Below are 21,619 nucleotides of genomic sequence, written 5' to 3'. Positions count from 1 at the left end.
TTTTATGCAATGCAGGAAATGGAATGATGCGTACAGCAAGCTGTTTAAGGAATCCCATGACACAGCAGTGCATAAAAGATTATGAAAGCAGACTCTATAAAATAATCTGTGCTTCCCTAGTCCCATTATATCGGAATTGTCAAAATAAAAAAACGGTGTGATAGAAAACTATCACACCGTTTGGCTTCCGTCATTATTTAGCCAGTTTCTGGGCTACGGCAGAGGTTACATCTACACCGCCGTCAACGACAGCACCCTGTTCAAGAATGATATCCAGTCCTTTTTCCTGACGGACCTGCTGGATAGCTTTCATGATGTCGGAGAGAATCGGCTGCATAGCAGCTCTTTCCTTCTGATCCATTTCTTTCTGCAGTTCGGTAGCAATCTGCTGCTTTTCCTGGTCAGTCTTGCCGGCAGAACGGCTCTTGAAGCTTTCTTCTGCTTTCTGGGCAGCCGTTCTCATATCCAGCTGTGCCTTCTGCATCTTCGGATGAGCCTGGAGAAGAGCATTGGAATTAACAAAACCGATTCCTGCAGCGGAAACGGAAAACATAGCGCCAAATGCGATCATACCAGCAGCTGCAGCTGCTACTGCTTTATTCATTTTCATAGTGTCCTCCTAACTGTGCTCCCCAAAGGCGGGAGCCTCAAGTAAGCATAGCTTAATTTTAATCAAAGAATCGACATGTGTCAATGGCCTAACCGGTATTTTACAAAGGAATCCCGGAAAACTCACTGATTTCCCTTCGCCTCCAAAGCTGCTGTTTCCGCTTCTTCCGCCATGGCTTCCTTTGCTTCCTTCAAAGCTGCTTCCCGTACTTCTTCCTTCTTTTCCTTCTTCTTTGTGAAATGGGAAATGACTTCCGGCACCATATTGATTACCTTATCAATGGTATTGTTGGCTGCCGCATTCTTGATGGAGAAAAGCTCCACCCGTTCTCCCTTCAGAATAAGAACTGCCGTTGGTGTTACCTTTCCGCCTCCTGCGCCGCCGGCAGCACTGCTGCCGTGAGCACCGCTGCCGAAGCCGAAAGATATATCCACAAACGGAACGATGGTGGCATCTCCCAGGTAAATCGGTTCGCCTACCACTGATTCCGTAGTAATCATCTTTTTAAAATCCTCAAAAATCTGTTTTCTTACTTCATCATCCATTTTCATTTCCCCCTTGTCTGAAATGCCAGAACTCTCTTGCCGGTTTTGACAGGGCAAGAGTCAAAAGTATATAAAGCAGGTACAGGGGAATCAGCCGCCCTCCGGCTCTTCCGGAAAGCGTACATACCCTGTCCACATAATTCCATTGAATATCCTCAGCCGCCTTTGGGAAAAAGGTATAAACCAGCCCGCATAGAATACCGGTATGCATAGGTTCGCCAAGCCCCAGGTCTCCTTCTATATGATATCTGCCGGGAAAACCGTGAGCTGCTATTCGAAGCGCCCCTTTCAGACATCGTTCTGCCAGGCCGTTGTCCAGGGCAAAGCAGAGCTGTGCTGCATAGGAAGGATGGGTTCTCTCTTTTTTTAATGGCACTTTTCCGCTGTCATCGGCGGAAGGTAATTTTTCCTCTTCTTCTGCTGTCTCCTGCCTTTTGACTTCAGCTGCTTTTTTATCTTCATCATCCTTTTCTTTCGAAGACTGATTGTCTTCCCATTCATCCAGCACCCTGTTCAATTCCTCGCGGGCAGACTCTGAAGAAATGTTTTCTTTTTCTTCCTCTTTCTCCTCTTTCATCGTCTTTTCCTTATGGAAGGAGAAGGATTTTTTCTTTGACAGAAGCCCGCCCAGAGCAGAAACCCGAATTTCCAGCTTCCACGCCGCAAAGGAAATCCGGTAGGTTATCGGAAGAAGCAGTGCAAGAAAGAAAAGGCAGAGGATACATCCTGCGATTTCAAGAATCATCATGGTGCTCCATAGAGCCGGCACAGCTCATCTGCCGCCTCCTTGACCTCCTTTACCAGGTATGACGGCGCCGTCACTTTGACAAAAGGCGCATGCTCCAGAGCCCACGCTTTCATGGCAGACGGCGGAAGAGTCACCTCTACGGTTACCAGATTCTGGCGGGCAGATACCAGGTGGGCCGCCTTGCCGAAGTCATCCATAATATCGCTCATGAGATGCCAGTCCGCTTCAAAGCTGCAGGAAACAGGCTGTCCTGTATAAACCCCATGACGGGCAAAGAGGAAATCGGAAATTTTTTCTCCCTGTTCCATTCCCTCCAGGGATTTCTGCGGTCTCATCGGTTCCTCAAGCAGGGAAGCTCCAGCCATCATGTCCACCTTGAATACGGATATGCCTTCGCGATCCTCCTCATTGCAGAGGAGAAAATACCGGTCATCCGAAGCAATGATCTGATAGGGGCTGACCCGATACAGCCGGTCTTCTCCGGAAAGAGTCCGGCCATGATGCCGTTTTCCGTCCGCCTCATAATGGTCATAATAAAAGGAAATCTTCTTCTTCTGGCTGCAGGCACGGGAGATAACCGCCAGCGTTTCCTCCGGTTCCGAAGGTCTTCCGGGAGCCGGCAGATTCTTCACATTTTCCTTTCCTTCAGAAAAGGTACGGCTCTGCAGGTACTTCAGTTTCTCCGCCATCTGCCGTATCTGCTGGGCCGGCAGGTGAGAGAAATAAAGCAGGTCTATGAGCATTTTCAGCTCTTCCTGAGAGAGCACATGGTCCCAGTACCAGTCCAGAGACAGGGACGTTTCCTTCCCGTTGACCACCCGGGTCACTTCACGGCACATGACAGGAAGTCCCGCCTCCTTCAGACGGTTCAGATTTCTTCCGATGGACTTCCGGTTCACTGTCATGCCATACTTTTTCTCCATGAAATCAAGAATTTCCTGCTGTGTCAGCGGGTGTTCCCTGTCCGACTCACGAAGAAGCACCTGCACAATCCGCATGATTGACATTTTGCTTCCCGTATCACTGCGTTCCCCTGCCACATTGCTCACCGCCCTCTGATTTTCCGGACCGCTTCATCACTGATAAAGGAAAAAATGACGGTCAGGAAACGGAAAAACGGAGCCAGTGCTTCATGATTCAGCACACGGTGCACCAGCACTGCCACGGCAGTCCCTCCGAGAAGGTCGCTGGGATAATGGACTCCGGAAAAGAGCCGTGAAAAGGCAAGGATAAAAGCCATAACGGTCATAATCCCGGACCCCTTCCTGTGCATGGAAAGGAGCTGCAGAACCACCACTGCCCCGTTCATGGTATGATTGCTCGGGAAAGAAGCGTTGGCCTTGTGTCCCGTAAAATTCCAGATTCTGTAGTCCCTGGTAAAAGGCCGTTTCCTAAACCATATTTTTCCAATCACAAAGGAAATAATGGATGCCAGACAAACGCCAAAGAAAGCCAGAATACAGCAGCGCCGGTTTTCCTGCCGATCCTTTCCCGGGGAAAACCAGAGAAGCAGTCCATAAATTACAAAGGCCCAATGACCGTATCGGGTAATCAGATCCATCATCAGGTCAAAAGGGCGCACCCTTCCTGCCAGACTGTTAATTTTTCGTACTATATCCAAATCAGGATTCATGAAAAACACCTCTTCCCATGATTTCAGGCCATTCCGGCCCTGAAAGCTCCCTGGATGGAGTTTCCTGTTTATGATTTTAATTTTATCATAATCCCCTCTGTTTGACAAAAAGGCCTGAGGATTGTGGTATCGCCTAAGGGCGGTGAGTTTTACAGGCAGCAATAAATACCGGCAGGTGGGAATGAACCTGTCACTACGATACGGACCATTTCTCTCAAACCCATGGCTCCCCATGCTATAATGAAACCACAGAAAGGGATTTTCATGAAAAAAGTACTGATTACTATAGCCTCCCTCGCAGCAGTTATCGGCATTATCCTGCTCAACGCCCTCACCTTTTCAGGGCGCTATGCCCGGATAATGGAAACTTCCATTACCATAACCGCCGCCGACAGTTCATTTCTCGGACAAAAAATGAAAGAGTTCTTTGCCCGGGATGAATTGAAAGAGAAGCTGACCAATGAACTGGATGCGCTTCCTCTTTTCCCCGGCCATCATGACTGGCATGAGGAGCTTGCATCGCAGGCTGTTGCCGCCGGGCAGGAAGCTTCCCTGGAGCAGGTACGCTGTCAGGGGCGCCATTACTACGGAGGATACCGCATCCGCCTTTCCATTCCTGCCGATCAGGCACGGCTCTGGAAAGGAAGATGGAACAGCAGTCTGTCAGCAGACCGTCTGGAATCCATGACAAACAGCGAATCCTCGCACATTCGTCTCCGCCATTTTACAGGCTGGGAGGAAATATCTGATGAACACGGTATACCCTGCCGTCAGGGGACCGCCGATTTTCTCCTCACCGGAGGCGGAATGACCCAGCTTGTCTACATCACGGCCGTGGTGATGGAAAAAGAAGATACGACAGTGCTCACACTTTTCCTCTCTGACCATAAGCAGGATACAAAAGGAATCCCCTTTGCAGAAATGGCAGAAAAAGAGAGTACACAAGGCATGTGATATCCCACTGGCTGATATATGACAAAACCGCCCCCAAAGCGGTATGATACACCCAATATTATCCACGAAAAAAGAGCCCTCAGGGCTCTTTTTCATTTTTATCTTTCTCTTTTTCCTTCATTGCTTCCTCTCGCTGCGCATGGGCCCTGTCATAGGCACCGCTCCGCCTGAGTGCCATGGAAATGACTGCTACCACTGCGCAGAGGAGGATAAAGAGATTCACCGTGGTTACTCCTTCTCCAAAGCCAATACGGTAAATAGAATAAAAAAGAACCACTACCAGAAGAAAATCCTGAAATTTTGAAAACATGCTGCCTTTCCTCCGCTTTCCGAATATACCCTTACAATAGCGAAAATCAGAAGCTTCGTCAAGTGCGGGAATCCGGCATCCGAAGAAGCAGGGCATAGAGTCACAGTCCTTTCACTGTATCTGCGATTTCCGCCATCCCGTAAAGGGCTGCCTTCCCGGCCAGACGGATACGTTCTCCATCCGTATGCCCGTAAATCATCCCGCCCCGGGCAGAAGCCTGCCAGGCAATAATATCATTCTTTCCCAGCTTTTTAGCCCAGTAGGGGATGATATGGCAGTGGCCGCTTCCACATACCGGATCTTCATCTACCATCAGTTTCGGCGCAAAGGAACGGGATACACAGTCCGTATCCTGTCCCTTTGCCGTAATATGGAGAAGCAGTCCGTCCAGTGCCTTTACCTTTTCCAAATCAGGCTTTGCCTCTCTAACGGAAGATTCATCCGGCAGCACGCAGAGCAGATCCCGTCCCATCCATGCTTCCAGAGGCCTCGTGCCGATGGCCTCTTCCATGGCATCACTGACCGGCACAGGGGTAAGCCGGTACGCAGGGAAATCCATTACATAAAGATCCCCTCTTCTTTCCACCGTCAATGGGCCGCTCATGGTATCAAAAACCACCTGTCTCTTATCCTTTTCATAGAATCGGAAAAGAATATATCCTGAAGCCAGGGTTGCATGACCACAAAGGTCGATTTCCCCGCCGGGAGTAAACCAGCGCAGATGGTAGCGCCCTTCTTTTTCCTTCACCATGAAGGCCGTTTCGGAAAAATGATTTTCTTCCGCCACTGCCATCATGATTTCATCGGAAATCCATTTCTCCATGACACATACTGCAGCCTGGTTTCCCTTGAAAATTTCATCCGTAAATGCATCAGCCATATACTGTTTCATCGTCTTCCGTCCTTTCTTTTCCGCAAATATTCACTGTCATCTGCACAGTCTATCCATTGACAACATCATAACGCTGGCATATTATGAAGGCAATTTCAAAATTGTATGTATAACAATTTAATGGGAATACTGATTATGATTCCCTGCTGTAAAAGGAAAATGCCATGCCCGTTAATTCTTTTGATCACTATCCTCTCTCCTGGAAACCGAATTTATCAAAACTTTCAAGGCCCTATTACCTTTCTCTGACTCAGGACCTTGAGCAGAAAATTCTTGACGGAGAACTCCCGGAAGGAACCAGGCTCCCGCCGCAGCGTGAACTGGCAGACTATCTGGACCTGAACTATTCCACGATTACAAGAGTTTATAATTACTGCCGTCACAGGGGGCTGATCTACGGTGTCACAGGCCGTGGTACCTTCGTCTCACCCCATGCCGTGGCGTCTATTATGATTGAACACCCTTCCTCGCCAATGACCTGCATAGAAATGGGATTTATCAGCGGATTCCCGGAAATTACGGCGCCGGTAGAAACCGCTATGGAGAAAGTGCTTCATCAGGGCTATGTTCGAAATCTCCTGTCCTATGAACACCCCTTCGGATTCCCTCACCAGCGCCTGCAGGCGGCAGACTGGCTTTCCCTTCTCGGCGTTCATACCGACATGGAACATATCATCATATTTCAGGGAGCAGAAAATGCACTGACCACCGCCCTTTTCTCCCTTTTCCATCCGGGTGACCGTATTGCCGTTGATGTTTATACCTACTCCAACTTTATACTCCTTGCCAAAATGAAGGGACTGACACTCGTCCCTGTGGCCGGTGACAGAGAAGGTATGCTTGCAGATGAACTTGACCGGATCTGCAGGAAATTAAAAATTCAGGGTATTTATCTCATGCCCTCCTGTTCCAATCCATCCAATGTCATGATTTCTCCTGCCAGAAAAGAGGAACTGGCTTATGTGATAAAAAAGAATCATCTGACGCTGATCGAAGATGACCTGTATGCCTGGCTCCGGGCAGAGGAAGGGAAAGACATGATATCCCTTCATGACCTGGTGGGGTGCCGCTCCTTCTATATCGCCAGTCTGACCAAATGCCTCTGCCCCGGTCTCCGAATAGCCTACGGTGCTCTGACTGATGATATAAAAGATACCATGAAGGAAGGCTTTTCCAGCATCAGTATCAAGACATCCTCTCTGGATGCTGAAATCATAAATGAAATGCTCACGTCCGGTGCTGCCGCAAAGCTGCTGCATCAAAAGGCAGTCCTTGCCCAAAAGAGCTGTGCTCTGTTTGATTCCCTTTTCCCGCATGTATCTCCGCAGCCTTCCAGCTATTTCCGCTGGCTCCCTATTCCCGGCCATCGTTCTTTTGAGCAGGTAGAAAGTGAACTCCTTACGCAGGGCATCCACGTTTATCACTCCGGACGCTTCCTGACCGCATCTCATGAAGAAAGCAGTTTTCTTCGTGTATCTCTCTGTTCCGCCGGAAATTCTGCCCGACTGCGAAAGGGACTTTCAATCATCCGGAACTACATAAAATCATAATAAAAAGCACCGGTAGAATTATAAAATCAGATTCCATAATTCTACCGGTGCTTTCCTGCCATTTCCGGTCTTTGCGCGCATCCGGCGCTGTCCTGTCTGCCACGCCGGATGCAAAGGACAGAGCGTTTTCCGCTCAGCAGGTGTGGCAGTCTTCGTAAATGCCCTTCTCCTTCAGCAGCTGAATCACTGTTTCACCAATATCTGCCACTGTTCTGGCCACCGGAATCCCTACGGCGTTCAAGGCTGCAATCTTTTCTGCAGCCGTTCCCTTGCCGCCGGAAATAATGGCTCCCGCATGGCCCATACGCTTTCCGGGAGGTGCCATCCGTCCGGCAATGAAAGCAGCCACCGGCTTTTTCATATGTTCCTTGATCCATGCCGCCGCTCTTTCTTCTGCATTTCCTCCGATTTCACCGATCATAAGCACCGCTTCCGTTTCAGGATCCTCATTGAAAAGGGTAAGCGTATCAATGAAGTCCATGCCTTTGATAGGATCCCCGCCGATACCGATAGCCGTAGTCTGGCCGATGCCTGCCTGTGTAAGCTGGTAGGTGGCTTCATAGGTAAGAGTGCCTGACTTGGACACTACACCTACATGACCTTTTTTATAAATCTGGGAAGGAATGATACCGATATTGGCCTCATCAACGGAAATGATGCCCGGGCAGTTCGGCCCGATGAGCCGTGTCTTTTTCCCTTCCATGTATCGATGCACTTTTACCATATCTTCCACCGGAATATGTTCCGTAATGCAGACTACCAGATCCAGCCCTGCTTCTACTGCTTCCAGAATGGCATCAGCTGCAAAGGGTGCAGGAACGAAAATAACGGAAGCCGTAGCTCCGGTGACTGCCACTGCATCCCTCATGGTATTGAATACCGGCACACCGCAGCACACCTGGCCTGCTTTCCCAGGTGCCGTACCGCCGACGACTCTGGTACCGTAAGCCTGCATCTGCTCCGTATGGAAACGGGCTGCCCTGCCGGTAATGCCCTGTACAATGACCTTTGTATCTTTATGGATTAATATACTCATGACCAGCCCTCCTTATTTCTTTTCCCGCTGTTCTTTTGCCAGACGGATCACTTTCTTAGCGCCTTCATCCATGGAAGAAGCGGGGAAGAGATTGACAATATTTGCTTTATGCAGAATATCCCGTCCTCTTTCTACGTTCCTGCCTTCCAGACGTACCACTACCGGAATCGGGAATTCTTCCTTTCCGCCGGAAAGAAGTGCTGCCGCCTCCACAATGCCCTGGGCAATCACATCGCATTTATTGATGCCGCCGAAAATATTAATCAATATGCCATGAACCTGGTCATCTTCCAGCATGATTTTAAAGGCTGCCACGATTTTTTCCGGTGTGGAATCTCCTCCTACGTCCAGGAAATTGGCCGGTTCTCCGCCGTTTTCCTTGATAATATCCACCGTAGCCATAGCCAGGCCGGCTCCGTTTACCATGCAGGCCACATCGCCGCCCAGATTTACATAATTCAGTCCTTCTGCCGCAGCTTCCCTTTCCTTCTGGTCCTCCTCCGTAATATCACGAAGCGCCACGATTTCCGGATGCCGGGACAGGGTGCTGTCATCAAAATTCAGCTTTGCATCCAGTGCCAGCACTTCATTTTCTTCCGTCACCACCAGAGGGTTGCACTCCGCCAGAGAGCAGTCCTTATCCACAAAGAGCTTGTACAGATATTTCATAAAGGTCTTTGCCTTCGGTACCACTGCCTGTTCCATATGAAGGGCATAGGCCATGCGGACAGCCTGGAAATCAGCCAGACCGATGGCCGGATCGATATATTCCTTCAGGATAGCATCGGGATTTTCCGCAGCCACATCCTCGATAGACATACCACCGGACTCTGAAGCCATCATCACCACGCATCGGGACTCTCTGTCCACCACAAAGGAAATATAATATTCCTTTTTAATATGGGCTCCCGCTTCAATGAGAAGACGGTTCACTTTCTTTCCCTGAGGCCCGGTCTGACGGGTCACCAGGGTACTGCCAAGAAGCTCCTTTGCATATTTTCGAACTTCCTCCAGCGAATGAGCCAGTTTCACGCCCCCTGCTTCTCCGCGGCCGCCTGCGTGGATCTGGGCTTTCACCACTACCACCGGTGTGCCGATTCGTTTCGCAGCAGCCACTGCATCTTCCACTGTAAAAGCCGGATAGCCTTCCGGCACGTGAATGCCATATTCCTTCATAATGGCCTTGCTCTGATATTCATGTATATTCATACCCATCCCCCTTTTCAAAAGGAAAGAGCCGTTTTTGCAACGCTCCTGCAGTTCCATGATAAAATTACAACATCTATCATATCACTTTATGTATCCGCAAAAAAGATAGATAAGGCTGAATAATGTACTCTTTGCAAAATTAGCATAGCCTATATAGAGTATTGTGAGAAAAAGGGATAGTCCGACCATGATGCGGATACTGGAGCCAAGAAGAAGCAGCGGTTTCGTTTACCCGTACATACATCCATTTCTGAGACATCGTCTTCCGCTCCAGGACTATATAAACAGAGGCATTTCTTCCGTCATCACTTTCTTCGGAAATCCTGCCGGCGCCCATCCATGGAACAGGAGGGAGGAAAGATGCGACAGAATGCGGTGCTCCTGCTTCAGTGCACTGAAAAGCAAAAAGATGATACTTCGGTCAAAGGATGCAAACGGGTCCTGCATTCTTCCCATGTGAGCTGTATCTTTCTTTTTATGCAAAAAGGCTTCACAGACAGCTGTGAAGCCTTTTTGCCGTGGATGGATTCTTTATTTTCCGTGACTTTTCCTGTATCCCAGAACGCAGACGCCTGCCGCCAGAAAAGCCGGCAGGGCATATTCGATCCAGCTGCCGCAGGCACCGGTAATCACCGGTCCCAGCGCCTTATCATGAAGAAACATGGTGCCTGAAGTCCAGCCGATCATGGCTGCACCGGCATACATGAGAACCGGGAAGCGGTCCAGTACTTTTCCGATGAGCTGGCTTCCCATGACGATGATGGGGATACTCACCATGAGGCCGAAAACCACCAGCAGGAAATCTCCATTGGCTGCACCGGCCACAGAGAGGATATTGTCAATGGACATGAGGAAATCCGCCAGGATAATAGTTTTCACTGCAGTCCACAGGTTATCGGCAGCCTGAATATGAGGATTTTCATCTCCCGGTGCCAGAAGATGAACGGCAATAGGAATAAGGAGAATGCCGCCCAGGACCTGAAGGTAGGGAATGGTGAGGAGCCACACGGCCGCAAAGGTGAGAGCCATGCGAAGTCCGACCGCTCCGATGGTACCGATCAGAATGGCTTTCTTCCTTTCCCTGTGGGGAAGCCGGTTGGACGCCATGGCAATCACCACCGCATTGTCTCCTCCCAGAGATAAATCCATCAATATAATGGCCCCGACGCTGAGCCAGAACTGCAGTGTAAATATTTCCATCCTTTTTTAACCCCTTACAGAAAAGAAACGGCCATCATTGACCGCCGTTTCTTGCAACAAAATATATCAGTATATTATTATATCCGTTCTTCTTTTTGTGTCAAATCAGTAAGGTGATAGAAGTCAGACGCTGGCCATCAGACATCAAGCTTCATAAATTCCTTCTGCTTATCCGTCGTCATTCAGGCCGCCTTGAAAAATAACCAACCGGAAGCCTTATATACCGGAAATAAGTACCTCAAAAGGCAGAAGCTTTTCCCTTCCTCACATAATAGCCAGCTTGGAGTTCAGTATATCCGTGATGAACATGTGGCCCGGAGCATGGGTAATCATGATATCCGGCTTTACGGTCATAGCAGCTGCCTGAGGTGTGACGCCACAGGCCCAGAATACGGGAATTTCCCCTTCTTTGATTTCCGAGGGATCCCCGAAATCCGGTTTATCTATGTCTTTGATGCCGATGGCCGCCGGATCTCCCAGGTGGATGGGTGCTCCATGGACGAAGGGCATGCGGGTGGTAATCTGCACAGCACGGATGGCGTCAGCCGGTTTCATGGGGCGCATGGAAACCACCATGGGTCCGTGGAAGACGCCCGCCGGAACGCAGGGAATGTTGGTGATATACATGGGCACGTTGTGGTGATCGGTAATGTGCCGCACATCCAGACCGTCTTCAATCATGGGGCTTTCAAAGGAAAAGCTGCAGCCCAGAAGGAAAGCCACATAGTCATCCTTCCAGAAGCCCGAAAGGTCTGTCACTTCATCGGTAAGGACCCCCTTTTTATAGATACGGTACTTCGGTATGTCATATCGGATATCCGCTCCCGGCGCCGCCAGCTTCGGTTCCGGACTTCCTGCTTCCGTCACATCCAGCAGGGGACAGGGTTTCCTGTTTCTCTGGGTAAAGAGAAGAAAGTCGAAGGCCAAACTTTTGGGAAGAATGGCCAGATTAGCCTGGGCATAGCCGTTGCACATACCGCTGGTCTGTCCGGTAATCTTTCCTTCTCTGATTAATTTCCTGACATCTTTTGGTTTCCAGTTTCCGTAGTCCATGCTTTTTCCTTTCTATCCGTTTTCCGCGGATTGCAGCAATTCATCCAGATGCTTTTCCACATAGGTGGTATTGACCCGGCCTTCTGCAAAAGCTTTGGAAGATATTACCGCTTTCTGGAGCGGTATATTGGTAGACACGCCTTCAATATGAAAGGCATCCAGGGCTTCTTTCATTTTCAGCCTCGTCTTTTCTCTTGTCTCGTCATGGACAATAAGCTTGGCTATCATGGAATCATAGAACGGGGAAATTTCCGATCCCTGCCTCATTGCTGTATCAACCCGGATCCCTTTTCCCCGGGGTATTTCAAAGGTGAGAAGCCGTCCCGGAGAAGGGGCAAACCCGCGGAAGGGATTTTCCGCATTAATACGGCATTCCATGGTCCAGCCCCGAGGCAGAATGTCCTCTTTCCAGGGAAGTGTTTCTCCGTCGGCAATGCGTATCATGGTTTCCACCAGTTCCGTACCTGTTGCTTCCTCGGTCACACCATGTTCTACCTGGATTCTTGTGTTCATTTCCATGAAATAGAAATCTTTTTCCGGCGTCACAATAAATTCTACAGTACCGGCGCCGACATAATGGGAAGCAAGAGCTGCCTTTCTGGCTGCTTCTTCCATTTTTCGGCGGAGTGCTTCATCCATCAGCGGGGAAGGAGATTCCTCAATCATCTTCTGATGATTTCTCTGGGAAGAGCAGTCTCTTTCGCCCAGGGCTGCCACATGGCCATAGCGGTCAGTCATGATCTGGATTTCCACATGATGAACCTGTCGGAAGAAGCGCTCCAGATAAATATCTCCATTGCCAAAAGCCTTCAATGCTTCTGTGGAAGCTTCTTTCATGTTCTTTTTCAGTTCTTCCTCATTATCGGCTTCCCGCATGCCTTTTCCTCCACCGCCGGCGGAGGCTTTAATAAGGACAGGATAACCGATGCGGGCAGCGGCAGCTGTTCCTTCTTCCTCTGAATGAATAATACCGTCGCTTCCCGGTATCACCGGTACTCCGGCTGTTTTCATCAGCTCTCTGGCTCTGGCCTTATCCCCCATTTCCCATATGGATTCCGCCCGGGGCCCAATAAAGATGAGCCCTCTTTCCTCGCAGAGCCGGGCAAAGGTGCCGTTTTCCGAGAGGAAGCCGTAGCCTGGATGGATGCCGTCAGCCATGGTCAGGCGGGCAGCTGTCAAAAGGGCGGGAATGGACAGATAGCTCTGCTGTGCCGGCGGGGGCCCGATGCAGATGGATTCATCCGCTTCTTCCACGGGAATGGTATTCCTGTCAGCCTTGGAATAAGCCAGAATAGATGTTTTTCCCGTATTTCTGCAGGCTTTGATAATACGGAGAGCAATTTCCCCGCGGTTGGCTATCAAAACCCGGTTTACTCTTCTCAGCATTATTTCACGGTCCTGATTTTGAACAAGGGCTGGTCATATTCCACATAGTCACCGGAATGGACAAGAATTTCTTCCACCACGCCGGAAACTCCCGCCGGAATTTCTGTGAAAACCTTCATCGATTCAATGAGGCAGAGTGTACTGTTTTCCGACACCCTGTCCCCCAGGGACACATAAGGCGGATCATCGGGACTGGGAGAAGCATAGAAAACACCTACCAGCGGTGCCGTCACCGTGATGAGAGCGCCCGTTTCCTCCTTCATCTTTTCCTGTTTCTCAGGCAGGGCGGCCGGAATGGCAGGAGTCCCTTCCTTTTCCAGCTCCACCGACATTCCTTCCAGGGAAACCTTCATTTTGGAAAGTCCCCCTTCATTGAAGAGACGGATGATCTCTTCCAGTGATTTTAAGTGTTCTGTATCCATTCCTATTCCCCCCAGCCGGTTCTATAGGAAATCCCTTCTCTGATTTCCCTCATTTTTTTCTCCATAAAAATATATTCATCTTCTGCTTCTTCTCTGCTGATTTTCTTAAAGCAGAGCGTATCTTTCGGTCCTTTCTGGGCAATGCGTCCTATATCCACCAGAGCAGCCTGCCCGATTTCCGGGTAGCCGGCACAGCTCTGGTGTTCCGCCATAAGGATAATAGGATTCCCTTCCGGCGGAACCTGGATGGTTCCCAGGGCACACATTTCAGAAATCATTTCCAGCGGCGCCGTCAGCCCCAGCTTGGGTCCGCTTAAGCGGTATCCCATGCGGTCTGAATTGGCAGTAACAATAAAGTGTCCTTCCTCCAGAAGCTGGTGGCTCTTATCGGTAAAAGAGTCATACTGCAGTCCTTCCGTGTAGCGGACAGGTTCCCGCAGGCTTTTTTCATTCATGTAAAAGTTTCCTGCAAACCAGGAAGGCCAGGCGAATTTTTTCCCCTTTCCCAAAAGATTCTGCATATATTTTTTTACTTTTTCTGATGGCTTCCCTGTAGGAATGGAATCACCGGCCCGGATGGGCCTCCCTTCAAAGCCGCCAATGCCGGCTCTGGCATAGGAGCTTTGGCTTCCCATGACACAGGGCACGTCGAAACCTCCTGCGACTGCCATATATCCCCTCACTCCCAGACGGGGTCTTCCGAAGGAAAGTACGGTGCCTGCCTTCACTGCCACCGGCCGGTACATGGGAACCGGTATCCCATGAATATTGGGACTCAGATCTGCTCCAGTCAGGGACAGGAGTGTATCCTCCTCAAAAGTCATATCCGGACCTATCAGTGTCATTTCAATGGCCCCTGCATCTTCCCTGTTTCCCACCAGAAGATTGGCCGCCCTGAGGGACAGGGGATCCATGGCACCGGACACATTGATTCCATATTTCTGGTACCCGATTCTGCCCAGATCCTGGATAGTGGTGACCAGACTGTGGCTGGCTATATGAATCATGATTTCTCACCCCGAATCCGTTTGTATTCTTCCTCTGATACAGCGCGGAAACGGACATGGTCCCCGGCTTTCAAAAGGGTAGGTTCTTCCTGGTTATCCGGCCGGAACATGTCCACCGGCGTGCGCCCGATGAGCTGCCATCCGCCCGGTGTAGAAAGAGGATAGCCGCCGGTCTGCTCTCCGGCTATGCCTATGCTTCCCGCCGGTATAGCCAGCCGGGGAGAAGCGCGGCGAGGTGTAGCAATTCTCCTGTCCATACCGCCCATATAGGGAAATCCGGGACAGAAGCCCAGCATGTATACCAGGTACTCCGGCGCCGTGTGAATTTTCACCACTTCTTCCTGGGTCATATGATGGAACTCCGCCACATAGGAAAGATCCGGACCGTAAACACCGCCGTAGCATACGGGGATTTCCACCTGCCTCGGAGCAGAAGGACTGATCATTTCCGCCGAGTGGACATAGGAAGATATCAGTTCCCGCATGGTATCTCCCGGTCTCTTGTCAGGATAGGCCTCAAAGACCTTCCAGGGATTGTAATAAACTGTCAGGCCTGTATAAGACGCCACGCATTCTTCAAATCCATCAAAGGGATGTGCTTCTGTATATTCTTCCAGACTCTGTATCTTTCTCTGGATATCCGGGCTGATGGTATGACCGAAGACCACCAGCACCGCAGCTTCCCCTACATTTCTTATTTCATAGTCCATATCATCACCTGCATTTTATAAGGCAGCTATAATCTTCGGCAGGTTATTCACTACCGTCATGATTCCCATATAGGCCGTCATGACAACCACCACGACTCCAAGAATGGTCATCCAGTAGGGGTGATGATAATCGCCTACGATCTTTCTGTTATAAGCCCCCAGAAGGATAACACCTAGGGTAACCGGAAGGATGAGCCCGTTCAAGGTACCGACGATGACCAGCACTGCCACCGGTCTGCCGATAACAGCAAAGACAATCGTAGAGAAAACAATGAACGCAATAATGAATTTCTGGTAATTCATATCAATGGTATGGCTGAAGGAGCGGAGGAAGGACACAGAAGTATAGGCAGCCCCGATAACGGAGGTAATGCCCGCAAAGAAAAGGACAATACCGAAAATCTTATATCCTACCACCCCTGCCGCCAGCTGGAATACGGAAGCCGGAGGATTCTTGGGATCCAGTGCCAGGCCTGCCGCTACTACACCCAAAGTAGCCAGAAACAGGAGTACCCGCATGATACCGGTAACCAGGACACCGGTGGTAGCGCTTCTTGTAATCTGCCCCAGATTTTCCTTCCCTGTAATACCTGCGTCAATGAGACGGTGGCCGCCGGAAAAGGTAATGTATCCGCCTACGGTGCCGCCTACGATAGTAACAATAGCCATGAAATCTACAGTGGCGGGATCCACGGTACGAAGCACCGCTTCTCCTACCGGCGGATTCGAGGTGACTGCTACATAAAGAGTAAGGAGAATCATAACGCCTCCTGCCAGAGCAGTGAGCTTATCCATCACCTTTCCTGCTTCCTTCACCGTAAATACAATGACTGCAATAGCCGCACTGATAACGGCCCCCACCTTGGCATCCACGCCGAAAAGTACATTCAGCCCCAGCCCGGCCCCGGCCACATTGCCAATATTAAAAGCCAGGCCGCCGGCTACGATGAGAAGGGCTACCAGATATCCCAGGCCAGGGAAAACCATGTTTGCAATGTCCTGGCCCCGCTTGCCGGAAATCCCGATAATGCGCCATACATTCATCTGGGCGATCACATCCAGGATAATGGTAAACAGAATGACAAACCCGAAGCTGGCTCCCAGTTTCTGGGTAAATACAGTCGTCTGTGTCAGAAAGCCCGGTCCGATAGAAGATGTAGCCATCAGAAAGGCTGCGCCTAAAAGAACTTTCCACTGTGCTGATTTTTTGTCTCCCATAAGGATTCCCCTCCCCTGTGATAATTCTTTTTGAAGAAGCGCCCGTTACATCCGGCATCTAATCCTTCCGTACGCTCCTCGATACATACCTACTTCAAAGGGCCGATATCTATTCCCTCTTTTTCCAGTGTTTCCCTGATCCTGCTGGTAAAGGCCAGTGCTTTGGGACCGTCCCCGTGCACGCATATGGTTTCCGCCTTCACAGAGATTACACTGCCGTCCAAAGCTGTTACTTTTCCTTCTTTCACCATGGACAGCACCTGGGAAAGAGACTTATCTTCATCTGTAATCATGGCTCCCGGCTGGCTTCTGGGGGTCAGAGAACCATCAGGCTGATACGTTCTGTCTGCAAAGACTTCGCTGGCAGTAAGGAGTCCTTCTTTTTCTCCTGCCCTGATGATTTCACTGCCTGCCAGCCCGTAAAGGACCAGCCCTTTATCCACGTCATGAACAGCTTTGGCAATGGCTTCCGCCAGTGCCTTATCTTTAGCTGCCATATTATAGAGCGCTCCATGAGGTTTCACATGACAGAGCTTCATTCCCTGGGTACGGGCCATAGCCATGAGGGCTCCCAGCTGGTAAACCACCATGGTGTAAGCCTCCTCTGCCGTCACCGCCATCTTCCTTCGTCCAAATCCCACAAGATCCGGAAGCCCCGGATGGGCGCCGATGGATACGCCTCTTTCCTTTGCCAGCCGTACCGTTTTCAGCATCACCTTCGGATCTCCGGCGTGAAATCCGCAGGCCACATTGGCGGATGATACATATTTCAGTACCTCCTCATCACAGCCAATCGTATAGGCTCCAAAGCTTTCTCCCAAGTCACTGTTTAAATCAATTCTCATTCCCATCCCCCTCTTCCAAACACAAAAAGGCTTCCGAATGGAAGCCTTCTTTGTCCTGTGAGCACAAAAGGGCAGGGAACCTTTCTCCCTGCCGCTTCGTTGCTGTATATTTAATTGACTATTAGTATATATTATACATTCATTTTTGTCAATTCATATTTGCAAATCATTTTCCTTCTCCGGGATTCCTACTCCTGCAGTGTTTCCGGAGCCTTTCCTATGGTGCCCAGTTCTTCCAGCAGAGGAATATTGATAGGTGTATAGGTATCCGGATGTTTCCTTAAATAGTACTGCTCTTCCTCCGGTGCTTCGTAGAAATTGACAAGCGGTTTCATTTCTGTCCGGATTTTCGGACGGCGTCCGCCTTCTCCTTCAAATTCATTGAATACAATGGACGCATCGGTCATGCGTCGGGTCTGGCCCCGGTTCTGCAGGAAAATCAGGTAGTAGCTGATCTGCATCGTATCCTCATGACTGGTATAATAAACCCCGCTCCTGAACTGGGGGCCTACAGCCTTCCCCTGAATACCGTCGGTGTAGGGATTGATAATTGTAAAAAAGAGAGAAAGGAGACTGACAATATCGATTTTCTTGGGATTGTAAATAACCTGTATGCATTCCCTGCCTTCTGCCTTTCCGCTGTATATATCTTCCTTGGAAGGGTGAGCACTGCTGCAGTTGGCAAATCCCGCCCTTACCCGGGCTACACCTCTGATTCTGGAAAACACTTCCTGCAGTCCGTAGTAGGGGCCTCCCGCCAGATACAGTTCTTTCATGAAAGCTCCATCAATATACATGATTCCTCCTTGCAGGGCAGACCGGTAAAAACAAATCCGTTTCCCTGCTGCATTTCCATAAAATAAAAAGGGAGCTGCCACGGTAGAAGGCAGCCCCCTTTCTGATAATGACTATGTTTCCGATGGGTCCAGATGACGGGCGGCGGCCCGGTCGATATCAAAGGTTTTGATCAGTTCCGCCACAGCCTGGCTGGGTGATACCACTCCCGCCAGCACTGCTGCCCGCACTTCCGGGATCCTGCCCTTGATGACCGGATCCTCATAGAAGAGATTATGCAGGTGCTCATCAATCATGGTCTTGACCCAGGCAATGATCTGACGCTGACGCCGGTTTTCAAAAGCGCCGGATTTCTTCGTCACTTTTTCAAACTCGCGCATCACTGCCCACAGTTCAAGAAGCCCTGTTTTCTTTAAAGCGGAACAGCGGTAGGCATGGGTCTTCCAGCCTTCCGTAGCCGGCCGGATAAATTCCACCATCCGTTCGTATTCCCCCTGGGTGACTTTCGCCCTTTCCAGGTTATCGCCATCCGCTTTATTGACCACAATGGCATCCGCCAGTTCCATGATGCCTTTCTTGATACCCTGCAGATCATCGCCGGCACCGGTAAGGACCACAAGCATAAAGAAATCTACCATGGAACGAACCGTGGTTTCAGACTGCCCGACACCCACAGTTTCCACCAGAATCACATCACAGCCCGCTGCTTCGCAGAGCATCATGGTTTCACGGCTCTTCCTTGCTACACCGCCCAGCGTGCCGCCGGAGGGTGAAGGACGAATGAAGCAGTTCGGTTCACGGGACAGTTTCTGCATTCTGGTCTTATCCCCCAGGATGGATCCTCCTGTAATGGAACTGGTAGGATCCACTGCCAGTACTGCCACTTTGTAGCCCTGCTGACAGAGAAGCTGTCCAAAAGCTTCGATGAATGTACTTTTACCCGCCCCCGGAACACCGGTGATTCCGATGCGAAGGGAATGACCGGTTCTGGGGAGCAGTGCCTGCAATACGCGCTGGGCCTTTTCAAAATCCTTGGGAGCATTGCTTTCAATGAGAGTAATCGCTTTGGCCAGGATCATGCGGTCCCCCCGTTTTACGCCTTCCACGTATTCCTCCACCGTCATCTTCTTTCGAAGCGGTACCCGGCGGAGATTTTCCTTGGGGTAATATTTGGCATTGGTTACGCTGTTCACAGCGCTGTCAATTCCCCGCATAACGCTGCAGGCGAATTCAGGGTTCTTTTCTTTCGGTACCCAGCTGGGTCTTAAGTCATCATCCTTTTCAGGCATATGCGCATACCTTAACCTTCCTTGGCTTCAGCTTTAGCGCGGTCTACAAGAATCTGCAGAAGTTCGATGCAGCACTTTGGAATATTGGTGCCAGGTCCAAAGATGGCAGTTGCGCCATGATCATAGAGGAACTGATAGTCCTGTGGAGGAATAACGCCGCCGATGCAGACGAGGATATCATCACGGCCCCGTTTCTTAAGTTCTTCCACCAGTGCGGGGAGCAGTGTCTTGTGGCCTGCTGCCAAAGAGGAGAAACCAACAATATGAACATCGTTATCTACGGCATCCTGTGCTGCTTCTTCCGGTGTCTGGAAGAGGGGTCCCACATCTACATCCCAGCCCATATCGGCGAAGGAGGATGCCAGTACCTTCTGGCCTCTGTCGTGGCCATCCTGTCCCATCTTGCAGAAGAAGATACGGGGACGACGGCCTTCCAGCTGATCAAATTCCTCAATCAGCTTCTTAGCCTTTTCAAACTGACCGTTATCCTGGAATTCACTGGAATAAACACCGGATACGGTATGAATGGTGGCATTATAACGGCCGGATACTTTTTCTACTGCGTCGGAAATTTCACCGAGGGAGCAGCGGTCATGAGCTGCCTGTACAGCGGCATCCAGAAGGTTGCCGTTTTCGCGGCTTTCGGCACATTTGGTGATGTGCTCCAGATCACGGCGTACTTTTTCCGGATCGCGGATAGAACGGAGTTTTTCCAGACGTTTAATCTGTGCATTACGTACGGCCGTATTATCAATGGAGAGAACGTTCAGCGGATCTTCCTTGGCCAGACGATACTTATTCAGACCTACAATGGTTTCTCTGCCGGAATCGATATCTGCCTGACGACGGGCAGCGCATTCTTCAATACGCATCTTCGGAAGGCCCGTAGCAATAGCTTTGGCCATGCCGCCCAGAGATTCGACTTCCTGGATATGAGCCCAGGACCGTTTGATCATTTCATTGGTCAGGTATTCCAGATAATAAGAACCGCCCCACGGATCAATGATTTTGCAGACCTTGGTTTCATCCTGGATATACAGCTGTGTATTGCGGGCCAGGCGGGCGGAGAAGTCCGTAGGCAGTGCGATGGCTTCATCCAGCGCGTTGGTGTGAAGCGACTGGGTATGGCCGAGAGCAGCAGACATAGCTTCCATACAGGTCCTGGTAATGTTGTTGAACGGATCCTGTTCCGTAAGGGACCAGCCGGAGGTCTGGGAGTGGGTACGGAGAGCCATGGACTTCGGGTTCTTTGCGCCGAATCCTTTCAGGATCTTTGCCCACAGTACGCGGGCAGCTCTCATCTTTGCCACTTCCATGAAGTAGTTCTTGCCCTGGTCCCAGAAGAAGGACAGACGTTTTGCAAAGGCATCCACCGGAAGACCTGCTTTTTCGCCGCAGCGAATGTATTCCATGCCGTCTGCCAGAGTATAGCCCAGTTCCAGATCGCAGGTAGCACCGCATTCCTGGATATGATAGCCGGAAATGGAAATGGAGTTGAATTTCGGCATGTACTTGGTGGTATATTCGAAAATATCACCGATAATGCGCATAGACATGGCCGGCGGGTAAATGTAGGTATTACGGACCATGAATTCCTTCAGAATATCATTCTGAATGGTGCCCTGGAGAATCTTTCTGTCTACCCCCTGTTCAATGCCTGCACAGATGAAGAAGGCCAGAATCGGGAGAACGGCGCCGTTCATGGTCATGGATACGGACATCTGATCCAGCGGAATACCGTCAAAGAGGATGTTCATATCCAGCATGGAGCATACAGATACGCCTGCCTTACCAACATCGCCAACTACACGGGGGTTATCCGCATCATAGCCGCGGTGGGTCGGAAGGTCAAAGGCGATGGACAGCCCTTTCTGTCCAGCAGCCAGGTTTCTCTTATAGAAAGCATTGGATTCTTCGGCAGTGGAGAAACCGGCGTACTGACGAACGGTCCATGGACGGAATACATACATGGTGGAATACGGTCCTCTCAGGAATGGAGGAATGCCGCTCATGAAATCCAGGTGGTTGCATTCTTTATACACATCCTTGGTATAGAGAGGAGCTACAGGAATACGTTCCAGCGTAGTGTCATATAAATCATCGTAGGACTTGCCTGTCGTCTTTTCCAGTCCATCCTTCCAGGCATTGTAATCGCAGGATGGATGGGCATCCAGATTAAGTTTTGTGAAATCAGGATTCATTGCCAT

At 50.2% G+C, this 21,619-nt stretch carries 22 protein-coding genes; 2 read left to right on the top strand and 20 right to left on the bottom strand.

The features are described 5' to 3' along the window. Positions 1-193 precede the first annotated feature (193 nt). From ACI4N7_RS02950 to ACI4N7_RS02930, 5 genes are all read right to left on the bottom strand, one after another. On the bottom strand, positions 194-610 hold the full coding sequence (locus ACI4N7_RS02950; protein ID WP_439731882.1) for an OmpH family outer membrane protein: 417 nt from the start codon (positions 608-610) through the stop codon (positions 194-196). Between the two features lie 122 nt (positions 611-732). After that, positions 733-1,155: a GerW family sporulation protein gene (locus tag ACI4N7_RS02945; protein WP_439731881.1), complete on the bottom strand. Its 423-nt coding sequence runs from the start codon at positions 1,153-1,155 to the stop codon at positions 733-735. Next, positions 1,148-1,924 carry a hypothetical protein gene (locus ACI4N7_RS02940; protein ID WP_439731880.1) on the bottom strand — a complete coding sequence of 259 codons (777 nt, stop codon included), beginning with the start codon at positions 1,922-1,924 and terminating at the stop codon, positions 1,148-1,150. Before ACI4N7_RS02940 ends, ACI4N7_RS02945 begins: the two co-directional genes overlap by 8 nt. Next, positions 1,900-2,910 (bottom strand): helix-turn-helix transcriptional regulator, encoded by a 1,011-nt coding sequence (locus ACI4N7_RS02935; protein WP_439731879.1) that lies wholly within the window; start codon positions 2,908-2,910, stop codon positions 1,900-1,902. The genes ACI4N7_RS02940 and ACI4N7_RS02935 overlap by 25 nt, the downstream gene beginning before the upstream one ends. A gap of 38 nt (positions 2,911-2,948) precedes the next feature. After that, a complete protein-coding gene (locus tag ACI4N7_RS02930) occupies positions 2,949-3,536 on the bottom strand; it encodes a phosphatase PAP2 family protein (protein WP_439731878.1) in 588 nt (195 codons plus the stop codon). Positions 3,537-3,800: 264 nt separating this feature from the next. Here ACI4N7_RS02930 and ACI4N7_RS02925 point away from each other — a divergent pair, with 264 nt between their 5' ends. Continuing rightward, entirely contained in the window at positions 3,801-4,490 is a 690-nt protein-coding gene (locus tag ACI4N7_RS02925) for a hypothetical protein (RefSeq protein ID WP_439731877.1), read from the top strand. Positions 4,491-4,569: 79 nt separating this feature from the next. Here the strand turns inward: ACI4N7_RS02925 and ACI4N7_RS02920 are convergent, their stop codons facing one another. After that, positions 4,570-4,800, bottom strand: coding sequence for an RNA helicase (locus ACI4N7_RS02920; RefSeq protein ID WP_439731876.1), 231 nt, complete (start codon positions 4,798-4,800; stop codon positions 4,570-4,572). Between the two features lie 100 nt (positions 4,801-4,900). Continuing rightward, positions 4,901-5,692 (bottom strand): PhzF family phenazine biosynthesis protein, encoded by a 792-nt coding sequence (locus ACI4N7_RS02915; protein ID WP_439731875.1) that lies wholly within the window; start codon positions 5,690-5,692, stop codon positions 4,901-4,903. 164 nt (positions 5,693-5,856) lie between these two features. Between ACI4N7_RS02915 and ACI4N7_RS02910 the strand changes: the two genes are divergently transcribed. Continuing rightward, positions 5,857-7,242: a PLP-dependent aminotransferase family protein gene (locus tag ACI4N7_RS02910; protein WP_439731874.1), complete on the top strand. Its 1,386-nt coding sequence runs from the start codon at positions 5,857-5,859 to the stop codon at positions 7,240-7,242. Positions 7,243-7,375: 133 nt separating this feature from the next. Here the strand turns inward: ACI4N7_RS02910 and sucD are convergent, their stop codons facing one another. From sucD to scpA, 13 genes are all read right to left on the bottom strand, one after another. Continuing rightward, on the bottom strand, positions 7,376-8,278 hold the full coding sequence (gene sucD / locus ACI4N7_RS02905) for a succinate--CoA ligase subunit alpha (protein WP_439731873.1): 903 nt from the start codon (positions 8,276-8,278) through the stop codon (positions 7,376-7,378). A gap of 12 nt (positions 8,279-8,290) precedes the next feature. Further along, positions 8,291-9,487 carry an ADP-forming succinate--CoA ligase subunit beta gene (sucC, locus tag ACI4N7_RS02900; protein ID WP_439731872.1) on the bottom strand — a complete coding sequence of 399 codons (1,197 nt, stop codon included), beginning with the start codon at positions 9,485-9,487 and terminating at the stop codon, positions 8,291-8,293. Between the two features lie 531 nt (positions 9,488-10,018). Continuing rightward, positions 10,019-10,687 carry a TerC family protein gene (locus ACI4N7_RS02895; protein WP_439731871.1) on the bottom strand — a complete coding sequence of 223 codons (669 nt, stop codon included), beginning with the start codon at positions 10,685-10,687 and terminating at the stop codon, positions 10,019-10,021. A gap of 264 nt (positions 10,688-10,951) precedes the next feature. Next, positions 10,952-11,740 carry a putative hydro-lyase gene (locus ACI4N7_RS02890; protein WP_439731870.1) on the bottom strand — a complete coding sequence of 263 codons (789 nt, stop codon included), beginning with the start codon at positions 11,738-11,740 and terminating at the stop codon, positions 10,952-10,954. 12 nt (positions 11,741-11,752) lie between these two features. Further along, entirely contained in the window at positions 11,753-13,126 is a 1,374-nt protein-coding gene (locus tag ACI4N7_RS02885; protein ID WP_439731869.1) for an acetyl-CoA carboxylase biotin carboxylase subunit, read from the bottom strand. Next, the gene (locus tag ACI4N7_RS02880; protein WP_439731868.1) at positions 13,126-13,548 is read right to left on the bottom strand and encodes an acetyl-CoA carboxylase biotin carboxyl carrier protein; all 423 of its coding nucleotides are present in this window, start codon (positions 13,546-13,548) and stop codon (positions 13,126-13,128) included. Before ACI4N7_RS02880 ends, ACI4N7_RS02885 begins: the two co-directional genes overlap by 1 nt. 2 nt (positions 13,549-13,550) lie before the next feature. Further along, positions 13,551-14,555, bottom strand: a complete 1,005-nt coding sequence (locus ACI4N7_RS02875) for a biotin-dependent carboxyltransferase family protein (RefSeq protein WP_439731867.1) — start codon at positions 14,553-14,555, stop codon at positions 13,551-13,553. Continuing rightward, positions 14,552-15,265: a 5-oxoprolinase subunit PxpB gene (gene pxpB / locus ACI4N7_RS02870; protein WP_439731866.1), complete on the bottom strand. Its 714-nt coding sequence runs from the start codon at positions 15,263-15,265 to the stop codon at positions 14,552-14,554. Before pxpB ends, ACI4N7_RS02875 begins: the two co-directional genes overlap by 4 nt. 15 nt (positions 15,266-15,280) lie before the next feature. Further along, positions 15,281-16,483, bottom strand: coding sequence for an NRAMP family divalent metal transporter (locus tag ACI4N7_RS02865; RefSeq protein ID WP_439731865.1), 1,203 nt, complete (start codon positions 16,481-16,483; stop codon positions 15,281-15,283). A gap of 89 nt (positions 16,484-16,572) precedes the next feature. After that, positions 16,573-17,328 (bottom strand): 5-oxoprolinase subunit PxpA, encoded by a 756-nt coding sequence (gene pxpA / locus ACI4N7_RS02860; RefSeq protein WP_439731864.1) that lies wholly within the window; start codon positions 17,326-17,328, stop codon positions 16,573-16,575. 188 nt (positions 17,329-17,516) lie between these two features. Further along, the gene (locus ACI4N7_RS02855) at positions 17,517-18,125 is read right to left on the bottom strand and encodes a peptide-methionine (S)-S-oxide reductase (protein ID WP_439731863.1); all 609 of its coding nucleotides are present in this window, start codon (positions 18,123-18,125) and stop codon (positions 17,517-17,519) included. A gap of 111 nt (positions 18,126-18,236) precedes the next feature. Beyond that, positions 18,237-19,412, bottom strand: coding sequence for a methylmalonyl Co-A mutase-associated GTPase MeaB (gene meaB, locus ACI4N7_RS02850; RefSeq protein ID WP_439731862.1), 1,176 nt, complete (start codon positions 19,410-19,412; stop codon positions 18,237-18,239). Positions 19,413-19,423: 11 nt separating this feature from the next. Further along, the gene (scpA, locus tag ACI4N7_RS02845) at positions 19,424-21,619 is read right to left on the bottom strand and encodes a methylmalonyl-CoA mutase (RefSeq protein WP_439731861.1); all 2,196 of its coding nucleotides are present in this window, start codon (positions 21,617-21,619) and stop codon (positions 19,424-19,426) included.

Origin of the sequence: Dialister sp. (genome assembly GCF_051885895.1) — a bacterium.
In the GTDB taxonomy this organism is placed as follows: domain Bacteria; phylum Bacillota; class Negativicutes; order Veillonellales; family Dialisteraceae; genus Dialister.
Note: the sequence above shows the minus strand (reverse complement) of the source record. Positions and strands in the feature narration are given on the sequence as shown.

Excerpts from the sequence above, each read along its gene's own strand:
- ACI4N7_RS02915 (WP_439731875.1), bottom strand. The coding sequence starts at position 5,692 with ATGAAACAGTATATGGCTGATGCATTTACGGATGAAATTTTCAAGGGA.
- pxpB (WP_439731866.1), bottom strand. The coding sequence starts at position 15,265 with ATGGACTATGAAATAAGAAATGTAGGGGAAGCTGCGGTGCTGGTGGTC.
- scpA (WP_439731861.1), bottom strand. The coding sequence starts at position 21,619 with ATGGCAATGAATCCTGATTTCACAAAACTTAATCTGGATGCCCATCCA.
- ACI4N7_RS02930 (WP_439731878.1), bottom strand. The coding sequence starts at position 3,536 with ATGAATCCTGATTTGGATATAGTACGAAAAATTAACAGTCTGGCAGGA.
- ACI4N7_RS02885 (WP_439731869.1), bottom strand. The coding sequence starts at position 13,126 with ATGCTGAGAAGAGTAAACCGGGTTTTGATAGCCAACCGCGGGGAAATT.
- ACI4N7_RS02855 (WP_439731863.1), bottom strand. The coding sequence starts at position 18,125 with ATGTATATTGATGGAGCTTTCATGAAAGAACTGTATCTGGCGGGAGGC.
- ACI4N7_RS02920 (WP_439731876.1), bottom strand. The coding sequence starts at position 4,800 with ATGTTTTCAAAATTTCAGGATTTTCTTCTGGTAGTGGTTCTTTTTTAT.
- sucC (WP_439731872.1), bottom strand. The coding sequence starts at position 9,487 with ATGAATATACATGAATATCAGAGCAAGGCCATTATGAAGGAATATGGC.
- meaB (WP_439731862.1), bottom strand. The coding sequence starts at position 19,412 with ATGCCTGAAAAGGATGATGACTTAAGACCCAGCTGGGTACCGAAAGAA.
- ACI4N7_RS02945 (WP_439731881.1), bottom strand. The coding sequence starts at position 1,155 with ATGGATGATGAAGTAAGAAAACAGATTTTTGAGGATTTTAAAAAGATG.
- ACI4N7_RS02935 (WP_439731879.1), bottom strand. The coding sequence starts at position 2,910 with ATGTCAATCATGCGGATTGTGCAGGTGCTTCTTCGTGAGTCGGACAGG.
- sucD (WP_439731873.1), bottom strand. The coding sequence starts at position 8,278 with ATGAGTATATTAATCCATAAAGATACAAAGGTCATTGTACAGGGCATT.
- ACI4N7_RS02890 (WP_439731870.1), bottom strand. The coding sequence starts at position 11,740 with ATGGACTACGGAAACTGGAAACCAAAAGATGTCAGGAAATTAATCAGA.
- ACI4N7_RS02875 (WP_439731867.1), bottom strand. The coding sequence starts at position 14,555 with ATGATTCATATAGCCAGCCACAGTCTGGTCACCACTATCCAGGATCTG.
- ACI4N7_RS02895 (WP_439731871.1), bottom strand. The coding sequence starts at position 10,687 with ATGGAAATATTTACACTGCAGTTCTGGCTCAGCGTCGGGGCCATTATA.
- ACI4N7_RS02950 (WP_439731882.1), bottom strand. The coding sequence starts at position 610 with ATGAAAATGAATAAAGCAGTAGCAGCTGCAGCTGCTGGTATGATCGCA.
- ACI4N7_RS02925 (WP_439731877.1), top strand. The coding sequence starts at position 3,801 with ATGAAAAAAGTACTGATTACTATAGCCTCCCTCGCAGCAGTTATCGGC.
- pxpA (WP_439731864.1), bottom strand. The coding sequence starts at position 17,328 with ATGAGAATTGATTTAAACAGTGACTTGGGAGAAAGCTTTGGAGCCTAT.
- ACI4N7_RS02880 (WP_439731868.1), bottom strand. The coding sequence starts at position 13,548 with ATGGATACAGAACACTTAAAATCACTGGAAGAGATCATCCGTCTCTTC.
- ACI4N7_RS02910 (WP_439731874.1), top strand. The coding sequence starts at position 5,857 with ATGCCCGTTAATTCTTTTGATCACTATCCTCTCTCCTGGAAACCGAAT.
- ACI4N7_RS02865 (WP_439731865.1), bottom strand. The coding sequence starts at position 16,483 with ATGGGAGACAAAAAATCAGCACAGTGGAAAGTTCTTTTAGGCGCAGCC.